The following is a 19,854-nucleotide window of genomic DNA, read 5'->3' on the forward strand; positions in this document are numbered from 1 at the left end:
TCAGTGCACTTCCTTTCTTCTTTTGCTCCATTCCATAAGCAGCAGCAGACCTGCGGAGAATGCAGCCAGCACCAGCGCTACACCGCCCGCAGCCGTTACATTGAAATTCTCGACATCCTGATACACCAGCGTGGTTGCAGTCTGGGTTTTGTTCATGATGTTGCCCGAGACGACCAGCACCGCCCCGAATTCACCCAGCGAGCGCGCAACCGTCAGGATCACACCGTAAATCACTGCCCAGCGGATTGAAGGCCAGGTTACCTTCCAAAAGGTAGTCCAGCCGTACGCCCCCAGCGTCGAGGCCGCCTCCTCCTGCTGCGAGCCGATTTCCTGCAGCACCGGCATCACCTCGCGCACCATCAGCGGGAAAGTCACAAAGAGTGTGGCAATGACCATTCCCGGAAAAGCATACACAATCTTCAGCCCGATTTGCTCGAACACAGCACCCAGCGCACTGTCCGGACCGAGCAGCAGAACGATCATCAGCCCGCCAATAACCGGCGATACGGCATAAGGCAAATCAACGATGCTGTTCAGCAGGCTTTTGACCCGGCTGCCCAGCCAATTTGCCCGCACCAGATACAGTGCCAGCATAATGCCGAACAACGTGTTCAGCAGTGTCACCACTACCACAACGAATCCGGTCATCATCAGTGCGTGCAGCGCCTCCGGCCGGGTCAAGGCATCCCAGAACCCGCCAAGGCCTTCGCTGAATGCGCCAATCGTCATTTTCCCCAGCGGTGCGGCGATCAGAAGGAAAAATACAAGGTAAGTGAGTCCAATCCATAATCTTCTCATGCTCTTCTCCCCCGCATCTGCAGCATATTAATCAGCCAGAGAATGACAAAGGACAAGGTTAACAGAATAATGGAGACCCCCGCAGCCCCCACCGGATTGTCACTTTCAACTTCACCGAAAATAAAAACAGAGGATACAAGCGTGCGGCCAGGAATGTTCCCGGCTACCAGCACAACAGCTCCGAATTCAGCCAGCGCCCGTGAGAATGCCAGCATACCGCCGCTAATCATCCCAGGTGCCATAGAAGGCAAAATTATCTGCCGGAATACCCGGCTGCGCCCCGCTCCCATCGTATAAGCCGCTTCTTCCTCGGAAGGATCGAGCTCTTCAAGCAGTGGCTGCACCGCCCGTATGACAAAAGGAAAGGTTACAAAGATCATCGCAATCACAATCGCCGGCTGGTGGAACACAATTTCGAAACCCAAGGATTCCGCCAGACTGCCGATCAGACTGCCCGGACCAAGCAGCAGCAGAATCATCAGCCCGCCCACCGCCGTCGGCAACGCAAAAGGCAGGTCCACCAAGCTGTTCAGCAGTGCCTTGCCGGGAAACCGATACCGGATAAGCACCCAGGCAATCATCGTGCCAAGCAGCACATTAATGACTGTAGCCATAACCGCCAGCTTCAAAGTAAGCACTACCGATTTCCAGGCAATCGGGTCGCTAATGCTCTCGACAAAGCTGCCAAAGCCAAGCGAAAATGAGTTGTAATAGACGCCAAGTATCGGCAGAACGATCAATAGTACAAAATAAAGCAGGATCGTCGTGCGGAATCCCCAGGTCCAGCCCTTGTGTCTAAGCAGCGTATTCAAGAATCAATCCCCCCACCTCCGGCTTACCGGTCGGTATACTCGCCTTTACAGCCATAATTATTCCTATTAATATACTTGGTTTAAAGTTATCACTACTTTACCAAAGCCGCTTACTTCCGTCAATTACTTTCGTTCGATTTGGGATAAACTTATGGTATATTTACTGTACAGAGAGGGGAATACATTATGCTGCATACTATGGAGATTACTACCAGCAAACGGGATGAGCTGCGGGACATCACCCGCGAAGTCATTTCCTATGTTAAAAAGTGCGGGGTACAGAATGGCATCCTCGTCGTCTATTGTCCGCATACCACTGCAGGAATAGCCATCAACGAAAATGCTGATCCCGACGTGAAGCATGATGTGCTGATGCGACTGGACGAGGTCTATCCGTGGGAGCATCCCAAATACCGCCATGCCGAAGGCAATACTGCAGCACATTTGAAATCCATCACCGCCGGTCCTTCCCAAAGCATCATCATTCATGAGGGCGCCCTGCTGCTGGGCCGCTGGCAGGGCATATACTTCTGTGAATTCGACGGGCCAAGACGCCGTCAATGTTATCTGAAGATTATTCAGGGGTAAATGCCACAAACAATTGCGGCCCTGCCAATTCCAGCAGAGCCGCATACTATACAAAATTATAGTCTCTTTCATACTTTCACCGTTCAAAGTTATACCAATGCAACGCGCTAAACCGAGAAACGATAAAAAAACACCGAAATTATAAACTGCGGCTTAGTACTTTGACATGCATTACTGCAGCCTGCTTAACATCCTCGAACGAAACTTTATCCTGGATATAATAAGAGATAAATCCGTGAGCCGACAAGAACAACGTTAACGGTATGCTCTGCCAGTCCTCTGATACATAACCCTCATCCTTCATGTGAGAACGCACAATACTTGCGAACAACTCAAAACATCGTCCCTGTTCCGCACGACAGTAAGCAAGCAGTTCTTCATCGCGGATCATGAACATAATTTCATACTGATAAGGATGATCCAGCCCAAAGCGGATAAACTCCATAATTAGCTGCTCTACCCGGGTCATTCCCTGTTCAGGGGGAGTATTCATAACTTGATTAAGCAGTGCGGCTACATGATTGAAATCCTCGACTACAATGGCGTAGAACAACTCCGCCTTTTCCTTGAAATGATAATAGAGCGAGCCATGGCTGTATCCCAAATGCTGACCAATGCTGCGCATCGAAATCGCCCGGTATCCTTTGGTTATAAAGAGATGCCTGGCCGCTTCCAATATTCTTTCCCTCGACAACTCCTGCTCCACTGCTCTTCTTGCCATATCTTATTCCCCTTCGCTGTAGTAAAGCCGCCGCCCTTCTGTAACCAGCGCTTGCCCCTGGGTAAGATCCGTTATCCATGCCATAAATGTGTCGCCTTCCTCATTACGCGGGAGACACAGCAGCGTAACTTTATCTGTAAACAAAGTTTCACCGGTCTTTATGCCTCTTCCCCTTAGCTCGTTCTCAACCTTGCCCAGCCAGGTATAGTCAAGCTCCACAAATACCTCTCGCCTAAGCACACGGGTGATTACTTCTCCAGCCTCAAGTGCCAGTACAGCGCCATCCGTATACGCCCGGATCAGACCGCCTGCGCCCAGCATAATGCCACCAAAATAACGGGTGACGACAATTGCGACATTTTTAACGTTCTGGCTGCGGATTACCTCCAAGATCGGTTTACCGGCCGTTCCACTCGGTTCCCCGTCATCCGACTGTCTCTGGATCTCATCCCGCTCACCAATCATATAAGCAGAGCAGTTATGCGTGGCGTTCCAATGCTGCTTCTTGATGTCTTCGATAAATTGCACCGCTTCTTCTTCGTTCTCCACCGGCATGACATGCCCAATGAAGCGTGACTTACGGATTACGACTTCCCGGGAACCGGGAGAACGCACCGTCCGGTATTGTTCCAGCATCATTATTCCAGTCCTTATTTCCATATAATAACTTGATATATATTAGGAGCAGCCCGCGGTATTGGATTACCTATGGACTGCTCCCTGGTGAGTTACATTAGTATTAGTATGAATGATCTGCGATGTTTGCTATGCTACTCGTTAAGTCTGGCTTCCAGTTCTGCTTTTTCTTTTTCGTAGCCCGGTTTGCCAAGCAGTGCGAACATGTTTTTCTTGTATGCTTCTACGCCCGGTTGGTCGAACGGGTTAACGCCCATCAGGTATCCGCTGATACCGCAGGCTTTTTCAAAGAAATAAACCAGGTAACCGAAGGTATAAGGTGTTTGGTCTGGAATCGTGACGATCAGGTTCGGCACCTGTCCGTCTGTGTGTGCCAGCATTGTCCCCTGGAAAGCCTTTTTGTTGACAAAATCCATTGTCTTACCGGTCAAGAAGTTCAGACCGTCCAGATCGTCCGGATCATTCTCAATGGACACATGATGCTGTACTTGATCCACCTGGATAACCGTTTCGAAGATGTTACGGTTGCCCTCCTGGATAAATTGACCCATGGAGTGAAGATCTGTGGAGAAATCAACGGAGGCAGGGTAGATGCCTTTGAAATCTTTGCCTTCGCTTTCGCCGTACAATTGCTTCCACCATTCGGATACAAAGTGCAGGGAAGGCTCGTAGTTGACGAGAATTTCCGTTGTTTTGCCTTTGCGGTACAAAGCGTTACGAACAGCAGCATATTGATAGCTTTGGTTCGTAGCCACATCAGGATTGTTGAACTCATCGGCTGCGGCTGCAGCCCCTTGCATCATTTCTTCAATGTTAATTCCCGCTACGGCGATTGGCAGAAGTCCTACCGGAGTCAGCACAGAATAACGTCCGCCTACATCGTCAGGAATAATGAACGACTCATAGCCTTCTTCATTTGCCAGCTTCTTGAGAGCGCCCTTCTCCTTGTCCGTAGTAGCGTAAATACGCTTGCGTGCTTCTTCCTTGCCGTATTTCTTCTCCAGCGCTGCGCGGAAGATACGGAAGGCAATGGCAGGTTCGGTGGTTGTTCCCGATTTGGAGATCACATTCACGGAGAAATCCTTGCCCTCTACCAGATCAAGCAAATGCGTGATGTACGTCGAGCTGATATTGTTGCCGGCAAAATAAATTTCCGGTGTCTTGCGCTGGTCCTTAGTAAGGTTATTGTAGAAGGAATGCGAGAGCGCCTCAATCGCTGCGCGTGCTCCCAGATAAGAGCCTCCGATACCGATAACGATAAGCACATCGGAATCGCTCTGGATCTTCTTGGCGGCCTGCTGGATGCGGGCGAACTCTTCCTTGTCATACGCGGTTGGCAGATCAATCCAGCCAAGGTAATCGGAGCCTGCGCCACTCTTGTTGTGGAGCTGCTCGTGAGCCAGCTTCACCGGAGCGGCCAGATAATCAATCTCATGCTGGCTGAAGAAGGAAAGGGCTTTGGTGTAGTCAAAATTAATCTTTTTGGACATCGGTAATGGTAACCTCCTGTGTATCTCTTTAGATTTGACACCGTTTGTTACAACTTTATAATCTAGGATACTTTAATTTTCCTTGACTGGCAAGGTCTTAGCGCATATCCCGGGCTTTAGGACCATGTTTTCGGAAGTTTCTTGGAAGCGTTTGCTGTGAGAACAAAAGTCCGCTTCTGTGGAACATGCCCGGGTGCCGTGATAGAATGTAGAAAAGCATCCCTGAAGAAGCTGGACTCAGACAATCTAAGGTTCAAATTCTATTAGGTATCTCAAAGAGCGAAGGTGGAAATAGAATGAAACAGATCGGCTTTATCGGACTCGGAACAATGGGAGCGCCAATGGCTTCCAACCTGCTGCACAGCGGATTTCAGGTTACGGTGTACAACCGCACGGCGTCAAAAAGCGAGCCGCTGGCAGCGGAAGGCGCGCTGGTCGCCGCAACTCCACAAAGTGCTGCTGAAGACAAGGATGTTATTATTACCATGATCAGCAATGATGATTCAATCCGTGAAGTATTCTACGGCGATAACGGTATCCTGAACGCTATGAAGCCGGGGGCAGTCATTATTGATTCCAGCACCATTTCTCCCGGCTTAGTACGGGAAATTGCGGCGGCCGTAGAGGAACGCGGCGGCAAATTCCTGGACGCTCCTGTTACCGGCAGCAAACCGGCGGCCATTGACGGTACACTGGTATTCATGGTCGGCGGCAATGCCTCTGTCATTGAGGAACACCGCGATATCTTCGACGCTATGGGCAGATTGTTGCTGCATATGGGCGAAAACGGCAGCGGAGCCGTTGCCAAGCTTGCTCATAACGCCATGGTCGGCATTCATAACGTCGCTCTGGCCGAAGGCTTCTCCATTGCCGTGAAATCCGGTGTTCCGGCAGACAAGTTCCTGGAGCTGGTGCAGAACGGCTCTGCCGGAAGCAAACAGGCCGAGCTCAAAGGCCGTAAAATTATCGACGATGATTTCAGCAACCAGTTCTCCCTGGCGCTGATGCTGAAGGATCTGAAGCTGGCCTCCTCGCTCAGCGATTCTACAGGCGTACCTTCACCAATGCTTGGCCTGGCCAAAAGCATGTTCCAAACCGGCTTTAACCATGGCTACGGCGACGAAGACCTGTCTGCGGTAGTCAAAACCTATGAAGACTGGATTGGCCAGAAGATCGGGAAGAACACAAGCAAGGAATAGATGCTGCTGAGCCGTATTGTATTATCTTACGTTCAACTGATATAGGCGCGGCCGAAGCTTCCGGCTGCGTCTTTTATTGTGAATACAGGCATTGGCTCATGCAGGATTTCGCCGTTCTTTTCCGAACAACTAATAGTGGTTCAATTACATAAAATACCACAGAATACCAAGGAGGAAATACGCATGTTATCCATTCAGCTAGCCAATCCGCAGGATGCCTCCAGGTTGGCAGAGGTACAAAAAAGAACTTTTGATCACGACGCCCAGCAGTATCAGAACAAACTCGAAGACGGCCCTCCGGGATACGGATCAAGTTCCTGGCAGAGTGAAATGATGATGTCAGGGCAGTATTACAAGTTGCTTGAGAATGATGTTATTATCGGTGGAATGATTCTCTTTCCTTCTGAGAACAAGGAAGAATGCCATCTGGGCCGCATCTACATCGACCCTAACTATCAGAACCGCGGCTACGGGCAGGAGGCCTTCCTTTTCCTGTTCAGCACCTTCTCCAGCGCGCAGAAATGGACGCTAGATACACCGTCATGGGCGGTGAGAAACCACCACTTTTATAAAAAGCAGGGTTTTGTCCAAATTGCGGAGGTTCATGATGCCCAGAGCGGCGAAGCACTCATTCAATATGAACGAATAACTGAAGAGGCGCGCCCTTAAGTCACCAGGCCCACTCTGTCGAGCCACTCTCTTGCCATCACGCCCAGATGACCTTCCTGCTCCAAATGAAGATTGTGTCCGGCACGGTCCAATACGGCAAAAGTCGCGTGCGTGTATGTATCAAGCAGCTTCCAGGCGTCCTTAAATCCTGTCATTGAATCCTGCCGTCCCGTCAAAATTAGGCTGGGCTTGTCAAAGGGAGGCAACGCATCCACAGCAAAGCTGAAGGCATACCCGCCGTCCGCTCGTACCCGCTGCATGAAATCTTCATCGGCAAGTTGCAAACCCCTAATGATCTCACGGCTGTACCGTTCCCAGATCCTTCTGTTCTGTACCACCGCAATTGAGGTGAATTCCTCCCTGTCCGCTGCACTCAGCTCTTTCAGCAATTCAGCATCGCACTCCATCACTTGGTGCGGCGGCAGCTCTCTCTGCGAAGGTTCGGCAATGACGCAAGGACACAGCAGAAATACGCCATCTATTAATCCGGCATAGTTCCTCATTAGCCCTCTTACCAGGTAGCCGCCATAGGATTGCCCTATAAGAATGAATCGTTCACCCGGAATCAGTGCTTCAATCATCATCTCCACGGCCCGCAGCATATCATCTGACGAGGTAATCCAATCAGGAGCAGGTGATTTCCCCATTCCCGGCAAGTCAACATATATTCTTCTATATCGGTCTTGCGGCAAAAACAAAGGCTCCATACAGCCCCTCATCATCCGATGATCCGGACCGTTTCCGTGTATAATCAGTATTGGCCTTCCCTCTCCGGCCACTTCGTAATTAAAGGTAATGTATGAATCAGAATACAGCACAATTCCACTCCTCTCAGAGCTATCCGCCGAGGGCATCCAAACAACACTACACTTACTTATAAATCCAATTAACAAACGTTTGTTCTTATTCAGAATAGCAAACAACTCATGAAAGGGCAAGCTCTTTTTGGCACACAACGTTTCACAACACAAAGAAGCCCCGCCATAAGGCGGGACCTCTTTAAGCCATGCTAATGAATTCCAACAGGGGAAGAGCTGCAATAGCACTTCCAGTACCTTCTTAAAGTAATCCATTAGCTGGTTGTATTGCTTATTACGGAGTATTGGTAGTATTGGCATTATTATTTGTAGTATTGGCAGGTTCAGGCTGTGTCGCTCCGGTTGTTTCAGCATCTGTTGTTGTACTTGGCACTGTTTCCTCTATCGGCCACTTAAGCTCTATCTTTCGTCCGTCGATCCACCAATTGCCGTTTGGAGTGGAGGCCAGCAGCCAGGTTCCCCACTTTCCCGATACCTTGACGGTTTGCGGAGCGAGCACGGTCACCTTAGGAGCGAAAGCATCCGGATATTTATAGGCGGGTGTGCTTCCCTTCAATTCAGCAGTCGCCGTGATATCCTCGACTGTTGCCAGCTTTCCCGGTGACGGATGAATCCACCCCAGTCCTTTATCTGCTTGAACCTGATACCAGTCACCCTTTTGTGCAATAACTTGAAGCTTCTGCGGCTGTAGATTCGCCCCCCCGGCTGTAGCCCCTACTTTCGTATAGAGATCCGTTCCAGCCAGCAGACTCATGGATTGTTGAAGATACTGAAGCTTCTGCTTGTTCAGCCACAAGGAATAGGATTGCTTCGCGGAGTAAAGCCCTACCTCCTTGTTCTCAGACCAGATCCGGTTGAACTGTCTTAACGGAACACTGCTCTCCCCGGCATAGTTTGCGATTTCAATAGTAAACCCGGGACGGCCATACTCTTGAATGAACCAATCCTTATATCCGCCTCCCGAAGGGTTTTTCTCCGGATTCACAAGAGAGTAGCCCGTCAGGTAGCCAATTGCCCGGGCCATGGATTTATCGCGGGTCAGATTGCTGTTCAAAGTATTAAAGTGCCAAAAGATAATTTCGCCGGAGCTGTGGTAGGAAATTGTAACCTCCGGATCAATCTTACGCGTAAAATCCATCATCATCTGCACTTCAGCAGCTTGCCCCGGCTGCTTGCCCTTATAATTCTGGTACCAAGGATATGTAGTGGCATACTTAATTGTGTCCCATTTCGCCGGATATTGACGGTTAAGGTCAATTCCCTGCATATTTGCTTTCCAACGGGAAAAGTTTGTGCTGTTCCCATTATATTGACGCAGTGTTTTGGCCAGGTTCGCCGGCAATCCTGCCGTGCCTTGTTGGGACAAGGTTACACCGTCCGGGTTTACCATCGGAACGATCCAAATGCTGACTTCATCCAGTAAACTGCGTACGTTGTAGTCAGCGATTTTTCCATTGCTGTAGTAGGTCTGAGCATACGAATCAATCATTTTCATCAGCAATGAACTGGTCATCCACTCTCTGGCATGATGAGAACCGTTCAGAAACAGCACGGATTCTCCTCTGCCCAGCTTCACCGCCCACAGTTGCCGTCCATATGCGGTCTGCCCCAAAGATTGATAAGATACCAGGTCGGGATATTCCTTCGCTAATCTCTCAATATCCCTTTGCATTACATTGTAGGAATATACCTGATTGGGGTTCACAATGTTTGCCGATGCCTGTACAGATCCCGTAGTCACAAATAAAGATACTAGCAGCATAATACTTAAAAAGAATAGATAGTGCTTATGTATTTCCTTGCTAAACGGTGACTTTATCATCTTCCATCTCCCATTCTATCTGCTTGAGGCATGCCAGCCTCTCAATCAGATAGTGGAAGTATATGAAAATGTGCCTATTATCGTCAATGATATTATATAGCAGATTCATTTTTTTATAGTATCGTTAGGTATTCCGACTTAATAATGGAAGTTTAAGTAAATATAAAAAATGTCCCGACTGCCGAAGCTGCCGGGACATCTCTTTGCTTGAATTACAAAACCGGGTAAGAACAGCAATAATCAGTTAAAGCGAATACTTCCAGCGCAAACTTGGAGTTGCCGGGAACGTGGAAGGTTTCTGTTCCTTTAATTTCTTTCCACACGTCTGTACCGGGAAGCAGCACCTTAAGATCACCGGACAGAATTTCCATAGTCTCGGGGCCTTCCGTGCCGAATTCATACACTCCAGGCAGCATAATGCCAAGCGTCACCTTGGTACCGTCCTGCAAAAAAACCGTACGGCTGGTAACTTTTCCATCGTAGTAAATGTTAGCTGCTTTTTGAATTGTCGCGTTGGTGAACTGACTCATGTGCTTATTTCTCCCCCTTGTCTTTAATTCGTCTATTATAGCAGGGCTTTCACACGGCTGACTACATTTTCTACAGTGAAGCCATATTCTTTAATTACAGTATCGCCAGGTGCGGAAGCGCCGAACGTGGTGATGCCAAGGATATCGCCTTGATCGCCTGTGTAACGTTCCCAACCGAAGGTTTGCGCCATTTCAATAGCCAGACGTGCTTTGACTTCAGGCAGGATGACGGAATCACGGTAAGCTTTATCCTGTTTCTCGAACAGATCCCAGCTTGGCAAGCTGATAACACGGACATCAATACCTTCTTCGGCAAGGGCAGCTTGAGCTTTCACAGCCAGTTGAACCTCGGAGCCTGTAGCAATGATTTGCGCTTGCGGTGTTCCGTTCTTGGAATCGGAAACCACGTAACCGCCGCGTTTGATGTTCTCACGCACACCGTCTACGGTTCCTGCCAGGATCGGCAGGTTTTGGCGGGTCAGCACCAGTGCTACCGGATTTGCTGTATTTTCCATCGCGTAGGCCCAGGCTGCAGAGGTTTCGTTGCCGTCAGCCGGACGGATAACCGTAAGACCCGGAATGATGCGCAGGGAAGCAAGCTGTTCAATCGGCTCATGGGTAGGGCCGTCTTCACCGACAGCGATACTGTCATGCGTAAGCACATAGGTTACCGGCAGCTTCATGATAGAAGCCAGGCGAACCGCTGGACGCAGGTAGTCCGTGAATACGAAGAAGGTACCGCCGAATACTTTGAGACCGCTGTGGAGGGCAATCCCGTTCATAGCCGCAGCCATACCAAATTCACGAACGCCAAAATAAATGTTGCGGCCGTCATAAGAATCCGGTGTGAACTGTTCCAAGCCATTCAGATGCGTCATTGTGGAGCTTTCCAGGTCGGCGGAACCGCCCACCAATTGTGGAACGCCGGCAGTAAGGCCGTTCAGGGCATTACCGGAGGCAACACGTGTGGACAGCGCCTTGTCTTCAACTTTATAGAATGGGAGATTAGCATCCCAGCCTGCAGGAAGCCCGCCGTTCAATGCTGTTTCGAGCTGTGCGGCAAGCTCAGGATAAGCCTTTTTATAAGCAGCAAATTGTTCGTCCCAAGCTTTGTTCGCCGCAATGCCTTTTTCCTTCACGTCAGCAAAAAGAGCGCGGACTTCATCAGGCACGTAGAAGTTTTCCTCGTATACCCATTTGTAGAAATTCTTCGTCAGCTTGGCTTCCTCAGCTCCCAGAGGGGAACCGTGAGTACCGCCATGACCGCCTTTACCCTGTTTGTTCGGGCTGCCGTAGCCGATGACTGTCTTCACTTCGATCAGTGTCGGTTTGCCGCTCTCAGCTTGTGCTTCGGCAATAGCTTTGCCCAGTGCAGGAAGATCGTTGCCGTCTTCTACACGCAGAACCTGCCAGCCATAAGCTTCAAAACGTTTGGCTACATTCTCGGAGAAAGCCAGATTCAGCTTGCCGTCCAGGGAAATATCATTCGAATCGTACATTACAATCAGTTTGCCGAGCTTTAAATGACCCGCAAGCGAAGCGGATTCGGAAGAAATTCCTTCCATTAAATCGCCGTCGCCGCAGATGGCGTACGTATAGTGGTCAATTACGTTATGTCCACCTTTATTGTAGGTAGCGCCAAGCTGAGCCTCAGCCATAGCCATCCCTACCGCCATACCAATCCCTTGTCCAAGCGGACCTGTGGTAGCATCAACACCTGCGGTGTGACCGACCTCCGGATGACCCGGTGTCAGACTTCCCCATTGGCGGAATTGCTTCAATTCTTCCATTGGCAGATCATAGCCGCTAAGGTGCAGCAAGCCGTACAGAAGCATCGAGCCATGTCCTGCGGATAGCACAAAACGGTCACGGTTGACCCACGTAGGGTGATCCGGGTTATGAATCATCGTCTTAGCAAACAACTGGTAGCCCATCGGCGCTGAACCCATCGGCATTCCTGGATGTCCGGAATTCGCTTTTTCAATGGCATCAATTGCTAGTGTGCGGATCGTGGTAATGGCCAGATTGTCCACCGTAGAGTTTTCTTCTTTGTGGATTGCTTGATCTTTTGCCTGTTCAGTCATTAAAATAAGCCTCCTCTAAATCAAGAATGTCATTTTGACTATTATTGTATCACTAATGTGGAAGCATTATCAATTGTTTTTGTAAACCTGACGTTCGAACAGCTTATATTTTGCGTCTTGCACCCGATTTATACATATTTATTCCAGAAAAATATCTACATAGGTCCAGGCACTAACTTAGCCTTTGGTCCAGTTGCCGGATAAGACTAAAGTTTGTTTTGCAGCGCTGGAATATACAGTAAAATGGGATTACTTTAGTGAAGAAAGGAATTTTACCGATGACTCCAAATCAAAATATCTACATCGTTCTTACCGGAACGGGAACTGCCTTTAGCGGACTCATAAAATGGTTCACCAAAGCTGAACTCAATCACGCCTCTATTGCCTTTGACAACGAACTGCGTGAAGTATACAGCTTCGGGCGCAAAAAAGCTTACAATCCTTTCTTAGCCGGTCTGATCCGTGAGGACTTTGTTCATCCGTTTTACAGCAGTGCAGACTGCGCAATCTATCAGCTCAGAGTGAGTAAACCGGAATACGAGAAGATGTATAATCACGTGAAGGGCATGATGCAGCATCAGGACCGCTACAAGTACCATCTGTTAGGCTTAATCGGAGTTTTGCTGAATGTGAAAATCGACCGGGAGGACGCTTATTTCTGCTCCCATTTTGTCGCTTCGGTATTCGAAAAGTCCGCCGTTCATCCGGTAGCCAAGCCCTCTTGCTTCGTAACGCCGGAAGATTTTGCATCCTCCCTGTATGCTCATAAAATCTTCAGCGGCAAGCTCTCCTACTACATGCACAGAACCCACGGGATGAAGGGATTGAACAAAGAAAGGACAGAAGAAGTCGTCTGAGAGACAAGCCTCCTTCCGCCTATCTTGAATTCTTTTATTTCACCCGGTGGCTCTGAAAATATTCGGTCCAATCTCCCAAAATAGTCACCTTCACCGCGTCTGTTTTGACGTTGTATTCATTCCTCGCGGTAAAAGTAAATGTAACAGGACCATCAGGCAGCTTGTCAAAAGAGGAATCATACAGCTCGCCGGTCCAAACCGTCTTCTTGCTGTCCGTTGGACTTAGCTTTGTAGTGTACCCTCCGTCCATCGCCACTTCAATCGTATCCGGCAGACCTGTTGCATTCGCTTGAAGCACAAATCGTTCGCCCGCCCAATACACGTTGTAGCCCCGCGGGCTCTCAGCATTCCCGCTTTTGTTCAAATTGTAGGCCTGACGGTTTCCGTTCCATTCTGCCGTATGCTGAACTCCCCCCTTCACCGAGAGCAGATTCACCATGAAATATTTACGCGGTGACACACTGCTCCAATCGAAGCCGTCGTACACCTCTACTTCCACTGCATACTTTTGGTTCTCCACCAGGGCACTGACCGGAATCTGCCATTGCTTGACGCTCGAGGTCTGCTCGCCGGACTGTACCGTAACCGCTCCAGTTGTCAGGTTGATGATCCGCACTTTATACCGCTGCTGCTGATCTCCGTCTTCATCCTGATAATCCCACTTAATGACCGGAGTCAAGGTGCTGGCGATTGTCGGGTTCGACTGACTGGTGCTGGTTGGATACGTGATATTCACTGTTGGAATGCGGTTCACTACCGTAATGGTTTGGGTAAGCTCACGGTACAGTCCCAATGAATCCGTGACCACCTGCCGCAGGGTAAAAGTCCCATTTGTATTGAATTGCTTGGTAAATGCACTCAACGTGCTGATGAGTCCCTCCGTCCCATTTGAAGGCTTCAGAAAATATTGATGGGTGATGCTGTCGCCTTTCGGCACATCGGCATCCGATGCGGTGCTCTGGATCTGCAATACATCCGTCCGGTAGATCGGTACCGCTGCGGCATTGCGGCCGGTATCGGTGATCAGGGTAAAACCTGGTTTCGGTGGATTGTCGATGATGAAAGCTTTGTCGTTGGAGATGTCGGACCAGGATTGTTTGGAAAAGGCCCGGCCGTAAAGCGTAAAGGTTTTGAAGCGTTCAAAGGTTCCGTTTGGAACTTGATACTGGCGCAGTAATCCAGTTGGGTCGGGATTCTCTACTGATTTAACAAGTAGGCCGTTCGAGTCAAAAAACTCCAAACGATATTTTTCTTGCGGATCATTCTCCGGATCTGTGTAGCCCCAACGAATCAGTGGGTCGCCTTGGCGTTCAGCATCCAGTACGGTAGGCTCTGCCTGAGTACCTGCAGGTGCAGTCAGCATCAGGGAAGGACCCAGATTCTTGGTAACGTTAACATTGACTACAGCAACATTTGACTTGCCGCCAACCTGATCCACAACCCAGTGTTCAATGGTATACACTCCAGGTTCAATAAACTCCATCTTTATGTTTTGTGTATTGTACAAATGGATCAGTCCCTCACTGTCCGTTACTCTCCAGTAATATCGCAGACTGGATATATCGGAAGGATCATCGTCCATATCGGCAGAGTTGTACGGAACGATATTATACTGGGCAACCTCTGATGGACCGCTAATTGCAGCGACAGGAATATGATTCAGTACTGTAAAGGTATGGGTTGCATTAGAGCTTAGAGCACCATCGGAAGCCGTCAGCCGCATTTCCCAACCGGTGGATACCGCTGTTGTTGGGCTTATTCCACTGCGCTGGATCAGATCGGTGATTGTCATAACCTGATTCCGGTTGCTTCCGTTGTAATAGTAAACGCCCCCATTAAGCCGCGCATTCCAGGTATACGACAGGCCATCTCCATCTTCATCCGGATCAGGCGTTTGGTTATCCATAGTAATCACCGTGTCCCTGTACACTTCGCTAGGCATATTAAAAGCAGCCGCCGGCGGATGATTCATGACCTGTACCGACTGACTGTACGGTGTTGACCACAACCCCCGGTTATCATGTACTTGCAGCGTGACTACATAAGTGCCCACGCCATAGGCGGCAATATTCGGTGGTGCTACAGTTCCGCCATATGAGGACCAAACCTGCTGTGTTCCATTTTTAATGATTCTCCAATTGTAAATATCCAGAGGATCATTATCCGGATCAAAGGATTTATCTGTAATTGTCGTCGCTTTGCGGTAGGATACAATGTTTGGATCGGCGGTAAACATAGCCACTGGCGGCAGATTGCCGGCGCTGCCTACGGTACGCTGACACCAATCACTCCACACTCCAAGACCATTTACTCCATCCACGTCCCTCACACGTAGACGTATAGTGTATTGGTCATTGGTCGGCAGATGCGCAGGCGGCCGTCCCTCCGTCCATACTTCAGATTCCGTTTTTTTGTATTGCCACTGCCAAGTAGAAATCCCTTTGGTTGGACTTGAGGCATGGTCCAGATCATACGAACTGTCGGTAAGCTGCAGACTGCCGTTTACGAGCTTAGCCATAAAGAGAGCTATCGGTTTCCGATGGACATTAAATACCATGGAGGACATGTTATCCGGCCCCCAGACGCGGTACTTGTCAAAACGGTTATCGTTCTTAGGACTATCTTTGAGTTGAAAATAGGCGCTATATAAACCACTGTACGGAAAAGACGGATAGAGCCCTGAACGCCAAAGCCCGCTGTCCGAAATAATCCCCATGGAGTTGTCAAAAAAGTATGGATCATGTTCATAGCGGTAACGGATAGCATACATCGGATCATTTTCGTAATCCGTATACGTGTTAGCCAGTTGTACAGGATCATTGACCAGCACAAAAGCCTTGTTCTTGAGCCTTATCACGACATTAAAGGTTAAACTGCCCTCTGCTTTTTTGTTGTATGGATCAACCACCGAAACCTTAACCGGATAAGTTCCGGGCGACAATGAATCCGCTATCGCATCAATCGGAATGGAAAAATAATGTGGCGATAAGGTACTGGTTACTTTTACTTTCCGGTAATAGACATTTGGCACTTCTACGATGACGTTAAGGTCGTCGTTATTGGGGTCCTGTGCGTATCCTTCAACATTCAGAACATTAGCTCCCTCTTCATTTTGAATGGTCGCATTATTCTGTGTAGTTAATGAAAGCGTAGGCGCAGAGTTCTGAATCAGGGGCCATTTATGATAGTCCACCGCCTTAAATTCTCTCCACCAACTGACTGCGAACCCCATAGGCGCAGAATAAACATCATTGAATTCCAAATAAGTGGGTACCCCGATAATACCTATGGAATATTGGTCATACGGCGCCACATTAACCGAACGGCCAGTGATGTTTGTTGTTCCGGTATAATGCCCATACCACATATTAGGTCCAAGTTTCCAAGGGTATACATTCATATCTGGATAATAAGAGTCGATAGTATAACGCGCTTCATTATAGTCCGGCACAGCATCTCTTGACTCTTCACCATACTTTCCGGGACCGTAAAAGGTCGGGTCATGCATACCGGAAACAGAATACACTTCATAAGGCTGACTTGCATACGAAGGGTCTGCGGCAGCCAACCTAGCGAAACTCCGAGTTACTGTCACTTCGTAATTTGGAACCTTCGGAATGTCATAGCTCATAGTTTGAGTCACTTTATTAAAGCGAATGTTTTGGATAGTATATGGCTCTCTTTTTACGTGCAAAGAGAAATCACTAAGCTCCATCCACTGTGCCACCATCCACCACGTAGGGTCTGTCTTGTCAAAAGCCCCCCATGCATCAAGTGCAGGAACCTCAATATCCATAAACTCTACGATGTTAGTATCGAGCGCTTGAACTTTTTCAACTTTTAAAAAATTCAATTCAAGAGATAATAACAACGTCAAGCACAGAAACACTTGCAGACTTTTACGCATGATCTTCATGATTCTTTTTGCCCCTCCCCTTACCATGTCCAGTCGCCTTGAGGTCCCCGATTGAGCACCTCTACGATTCGTTCGGAAACAGGCTGAGCTGCGCTGCTATAGGAATCTGCAGACCTGCGGTCCGCAGCCGTAACAAATGGGTCGATCGTCGGCTGGCCAAACTCTTCAGTTTCTGTCACACGAACCTCGTATCTCCCAACCTCACTGACCACCAGATTGAGATGATCCAGATTTCCGTCACTAAATGTTACCCAGGATTCATCTTCAAAGCTTCCGTCACTATCCGAGTCATAACGGTATTGCCATAATCTGCGGGCGATCAGATCAATGTCAGGCGTAAACGATAGGTCTTCGATGTAAATGGATGCCTTGTTTCCATTTTGGGGATCACGATAGGCGGTGGACTGCATCGAGAACAGAATAGTTGGCGGTTCGTCAGGAATAATGGTAAAAGTAACCGACGAGGTATCCGAGTACCCTTCGGTGTTCTCTACATAAATCGTTGCCTTATAGACGCCAGGTTGCCGGAATAGCACATCTTTGGTCGTAATGCCGCTTAAGGTTCCTGAATATTTAATGTCACTGTTTGCTCCTCCAGAAACTGCTGAAATGGTGATCTTCGTTTTGGAGTCGACTAATGGATAATATTTCGGACTTTTACTGATGCTGGTCAATGTGACTTTGCGGTTCTGTTTAGTGCTGCCAGTAAGTCTAAGTCCCGCTACGGGAAGTGGCTCGATGACTTCAATGAACGCCCCCGTGGAGTCCGTCATGCCGTCATTATCGACAACCTGCAGGCTGATGCCGTTCGTTCCTAGCACATTAGTTTGATACCAGGTCATGCCCGAAGAGCCTTTAATAGGTTCCACTGCCCGTGGAGTATCCCAATTATAGGTCACAATCTTCCCCCCCGGGTCAGGGTCATAAGATCCGCCGCCGCTGATCATAAACTCTTCCCCCGCCTTCACGGTCGTCGGAGCCATGATTACGGCTACAGGAGGCTTTCCTTCAATCGCGGGAGGTGTAGGATTTGGCGGATTTATTATCGTTGGTTCTTTTTTGTAGACTTCCACAACAGCATTGAACGACTCCTGCAGAGAGGTTATCGTACCATTCTTTGTCGCTACCGGCTTTGTAAAGCGTACTGTAACAGTCAAAGTATAATTTTGTTTGTAGCTCTCGGTATTTTCCAATCGTCCCTTGGGGATTGTGAAATCAAACTGTGTATTGCTGCTAAGCGTTTTACTATAATTTTTCTTTTGCTGCAGTGTACTGTCTACACCTTTCTCCTTCGCATAAAATATCCATTCTTCGATGTTAGATGAATTTTGATAAGCCTCAAGCTCGCCTTTTAAGGAGAGCTTCACGGCAACGTCCTTTCCCTCGAACTTTGCCGGATTGGGGTTTGGTTCCAGCACAGCCACACTTCCAGTTAAGGTCGGTTCAGTCGGAAGTGTATAGTCAAAGGTTACCGTGCCGGCGTAGCTATAGGAGGTTACTTTTGCGCTTCCAGTGAAATGATAAGGTAGTGAAATAAAATACAAACGTCCTGTTGCCCATCCACCTTTAAAATAGTCAGGTATTTCTTCAGGTCTAACATGAATTGAAGGGACCGTGTATGTCACAACGAACTTCCCGTTTTTTACTTTCGCCTCCCCTGTATCACCCTGTAATTTTCCAGGGATAGGTTTTATACTGGATTGAATTACATCACTGTAGTCCACTTGGTAGCTTCCGTTACCGTCATTTCTGTACCAATTTGCAGTGCTAGGGTCATCGGGCAATGCTTTGGTAGTGACAACTACTTTAGGTGGAACCTCGGAAGGAGTATTCCAATCTGTAGCAGGTTTATCTTTAGATGTATTGATATCCTTGTTCTGATCATAATCATTAATTTGCCATCGGCGGCCATCTGCATACCTCCAAATAGAGTTTCCGGGAACAGTAATGAAATCTTTATCAATAGATCCATCCGTTCCTTTAACAATAAAATTTTCGGTCTTTTCATTCCCCTTCAAATTGAGTTTAATCTTTCCACTTTCAATAGTGATAGCATCTATCACAGTGTTGTTACCTGAGTACTTCAATGTATTGGTTTTTATTGATGAAGCGGAAACTCCATTTGGCAAGTCCATAAGAAAACTCTTGGCCGCATTTCCTGATCCAGTCAGTCCCATGGTAATAGGAACTGCTGCTGATATGGATTTTATACTTGGGTTTTGCGCCGAGTAAGCTAAAGAAGGAATCAATGTGCCAACGAGTATTGCAGTTATTAGAAATGTTAGCAAAACACCCTTCTTCATTGCTGTTCCTTCTTGTTCACAACATACTTTTCTCCGGAAGTATTCTTATTGTCTACCCAAATCACAAACCATTTAAATTCGCCATTATACGCATACCCCTGATAAGTAGTTAGCTGTTTTCCAGGTAAAAGACTCCAGTCCCATAATGCCTCCGTACTATTTGTTTTTTCGAAGAATTTATATGGCGTGCTCGTCCATGCATCTTCTCCAAAATTAATTCTCCACTTATCGCTTAAATCTTTTACATTTTGCTGTACAGTTTTTCCGCTTTGATTGACGATAGTGATTTTTGTCCAAATAAAATATTTAGACTGCTCTGTACCTTTGTACCCATACTTCTTAATCAGCCCCTGAGCCGTCGAAGACTTCGTATCATAGATCAGAATCTTCTCCAGCGTATAACTCAGCCCCCCGGCTGTTACCGTCACTGGCAGCTCTATGTCTTTTTTTAGACCGTACTTCGAGAGATTATCCCGCATAACCGGCGCGGCGGTCGCCGAAGGAGAAGCCGCGGTTGCGTGCGAGATACTCCCCTGTCCCACCACTACACTAAGTAACATCGTTGCTGCCAGAATTGACTTCATCATTATTGTTTTTTTCATGTTCGAATT

Annotated in this window: 16 protein-coding genes; 4 read left to right on the forward strand and 12 right to left on the reverse strand. The window is 48.2% G+C overall.

The window, feature by feature from the left end; translation table 11 throughout:
• Both B212_RS0120465 and cysT read right to left on the reverse strand, forming a co-directional pair.
• A complete protein-coding gene (locus B212_RS0120465) occupies positions 1–798 on the reverse strand; it encodes a sulfate ABC transporter permease subunit (protein WP_019912909.1) in 798 nt (265 codons plus the stop codon).
• Positions 795–1,610, reverse strand: coding sequence for a sulfate ABC transporter permease subunit CysT (gene cysT / locus B212_RS0120470; RefSeq protein ID WP_019912910.1), 816 nt, complete (start codon positions 1,608–1,610; stop codon positions 795–797). The genes B212_RS0120465 and cysT overlap by 4 nt, the downstream gene beginning before the upstream one ends.
• 186 nt (positions 1,611–1,796) lie before the next feature.
• On the opposite strand from cysT, the gene B212_RS0120475 reads away from it, so the two are divergent.
• Entirely contained in the window at positions 1,797–2,198 is a 402-nt protein-coding gene (locus tag B212_RS0120475) for a secondary thiamine-phosphate synthase enzyme YjbQ (RefSeq protein WP_019912911.1), read from the forward strand.
• A 139-nt stretch (positions 2,199–2,337) separates the two neighbouring features.
• Here the strand turns inward: B212_RS0120475 and B212_RS0120480 are convergent, their stop codons facing one another.
• From B212_RS0120480 to B212_RS0120490, 3 genes are all read right to left on the reverse strand, one after another.
• The gene (locus tag B212_RS0120480) at positions 2,338–2,919 is read right to left on the reverse strand and encodes a TetR/AcrR family transcriptional regulator (RefSeq protein WP_019912912.1); all 582 of its coding nucleotides are present in this window, start codon (positions 2,917–2,919) and stop codon (positions 2,338–2,340) included.
• A gap of 3 nt (positions 2,920–2,922) precedes the next feature.
• The gene (locus tag B212_RS0120485; protein ID WP_028530961.1) at positions 2,923–3,555 is read right to left on the reverse strand and encodes a YigZ family protein; all 633 of its coding nucleotides are present in this window, start codon (positions 3,553–3,555) and stop codon (positions 2,923–2,925) included.
• Positions 3,556–3,689: 134 nt separating this feature from the next.
• Positions 3,690–5,045, reverse strand: a complete 1,356-nt coding sequence (locus tag B212_RS0120490) for a glucose-6-phosphate isomerase (protein WP_019912914.1) — start codon at positions 5,043–5,045, stop codon at positions 3,690–3,692.
• Between the two features lie 296 nt (positions 5,046–5,341).
• Between B212_RS0120490 and B212_RS0120495 the strand changes: the two genes are divergently transcribed.
• Both B212_RS0120495 and B212_RS32005 read left to right on the forward strand, forming a co-directional pair.
• A complete protein-coding gene (locus B212_RS0120495) occupies positions 5,342–6,244 on the forward strand; it encodes an NAD(P)-dependent oxidoreductase (RefSeq protein WP_019912915.1) in 903 nt (300 codons plus the stop codon).
• Positions 6,245–6,427: 183 nt separating this feature from the next.
• Complete coding sequence (locus B212_RS32005; RefSeq protein WP_019912916.1) at positions 6,428–6,913, forward strand: GNAT family N-acetyltransferase; 486 nt, start codon at positions 6,428–6,430, stop codon at positions 6,911–6,913.
• Here the strand turns inward: B212_RS32005 and B212_RS0120505 are convergent.
• The 4 genes from B212_RS0120505 to tkt all read right to left on the reverse strand — a co-directional run bounded on the left by B212_RS0120505 (position 6,910) and on the right by tkt (position 12,167).
• A complete protein-coding gene (locus B212_RS0120505; RefSeq protein ID WP_156830172.1) occupies positions 6,910–7,767 on the reverse strand; it encodes an alpha/beta fold hydrolase in 858 nt (285 codons plus the stop codon). The genes B212_RS32005 and B212_RS0120505 overlap by 4 nt on opposite strands.
• 238 nt (positions 7,768–8,005) lie before the next feature.
• A complete protein-coding gene (locus B212_RS32010; protein WP_019912919.1) occupies positions 8,006–9,553 on the reverse strand; it encodes a M14 family metallopeptidase in 1,548 nt (515 codons plus the stop codon).
• Positions 9,554–9,765: 212 nt separating this feature from the next.
• A complete protein-coding gene (gene ppnP, locus B212_RS0120515) occupies positions 9,766–10,083 on the reverse strand; it encodes a pyrimidine/purine nucleoside phosphorylase (protein ID WP_019912920.1) in 318 nt (105 codons plus the stop codon).
• Between the two features lie 35 nt (positions 10,084–10,118).
• A complete protein-coding gene (tkt, locus tag B212_RS0120520; protein WP_019912921.1) occupies positions 10,119–12,167 on the reverse strand; it encodes a transketolase in 2,049 nt (682 codons plus the stop codon).
• Positions 12,168–12,445: 278 nt separating this feature from the next.
• Here tkt and B212_RS0120525 point away from each other — a divergent pair, with 278 nt between their 5' ends.
• Positions 12,446–13,024, forward strand: a complete 579-nt coding sequence (locus B212_RS0120525; protein WP_019912922.1) for a hypothetical protein — start codon at positions 12,446–12,448, stop codon at positions 13,022–13,024.
• Positions 13,025–13,058: 34 nt separating this feature from the next.
• Here the strand turns inward: B212_RS0120525 and B212_RS0120530 are convergent, their stop codons facing one another.
• From B212_RS0120530 to B212_RS0120540, 3 genes are read right to left on the reverse strand one after another with little or no spacing between them, the layout of a single operon-like run.
• Positions 13,059–16,940: a glycoside hydrolase family 78 protein gene (locus tag B212_RS0120530; RefSeq protein ID WP_019912923.1), complete on the reverse strand. Its 3,882-nt coding sequence runs from the start codon at positions 16,938–16,940 to the stop codon at positions 13,059–13,061.
• Positions 16,941–16,960: 20 nt separating this feature from the next.
• The gene (locus tag B212_RS0120535) at positions 16,961–19,243 is read right to left on the reverse strand and encodes a hypothetical protein (RefSeq protein ID WP_019912924.1); all 2,283 of its coding nucleotides are present in this window, start codon (positions 19,241–19,243) and stop codon (positions 16,961–16,963) included.
• A complete protein-coding gene (locus tag B212_RS0120540) occupies positions 19,240–19,845 on the reverse strand; it encodes a hypothetical protein (RefSeq protein ID WP_019912925.1) in 606 nt (201 codons plus the stop codon). Before B212_RS0120540 ends, B212_RS0120535 begins: the two co-directional genes overlap by 4 nt.
• Positions 19,846–19,854: the final 9 nt, after the last annotated feature.

It is taken from the genome of Paenibacillus sp. HW567 (assembly GCF_000374185.1).
GTDB lineage: Bacteria > Bacillota > Bacilli > Paenibacillales > Paenibacillaceae > Paenibacillus_AQ.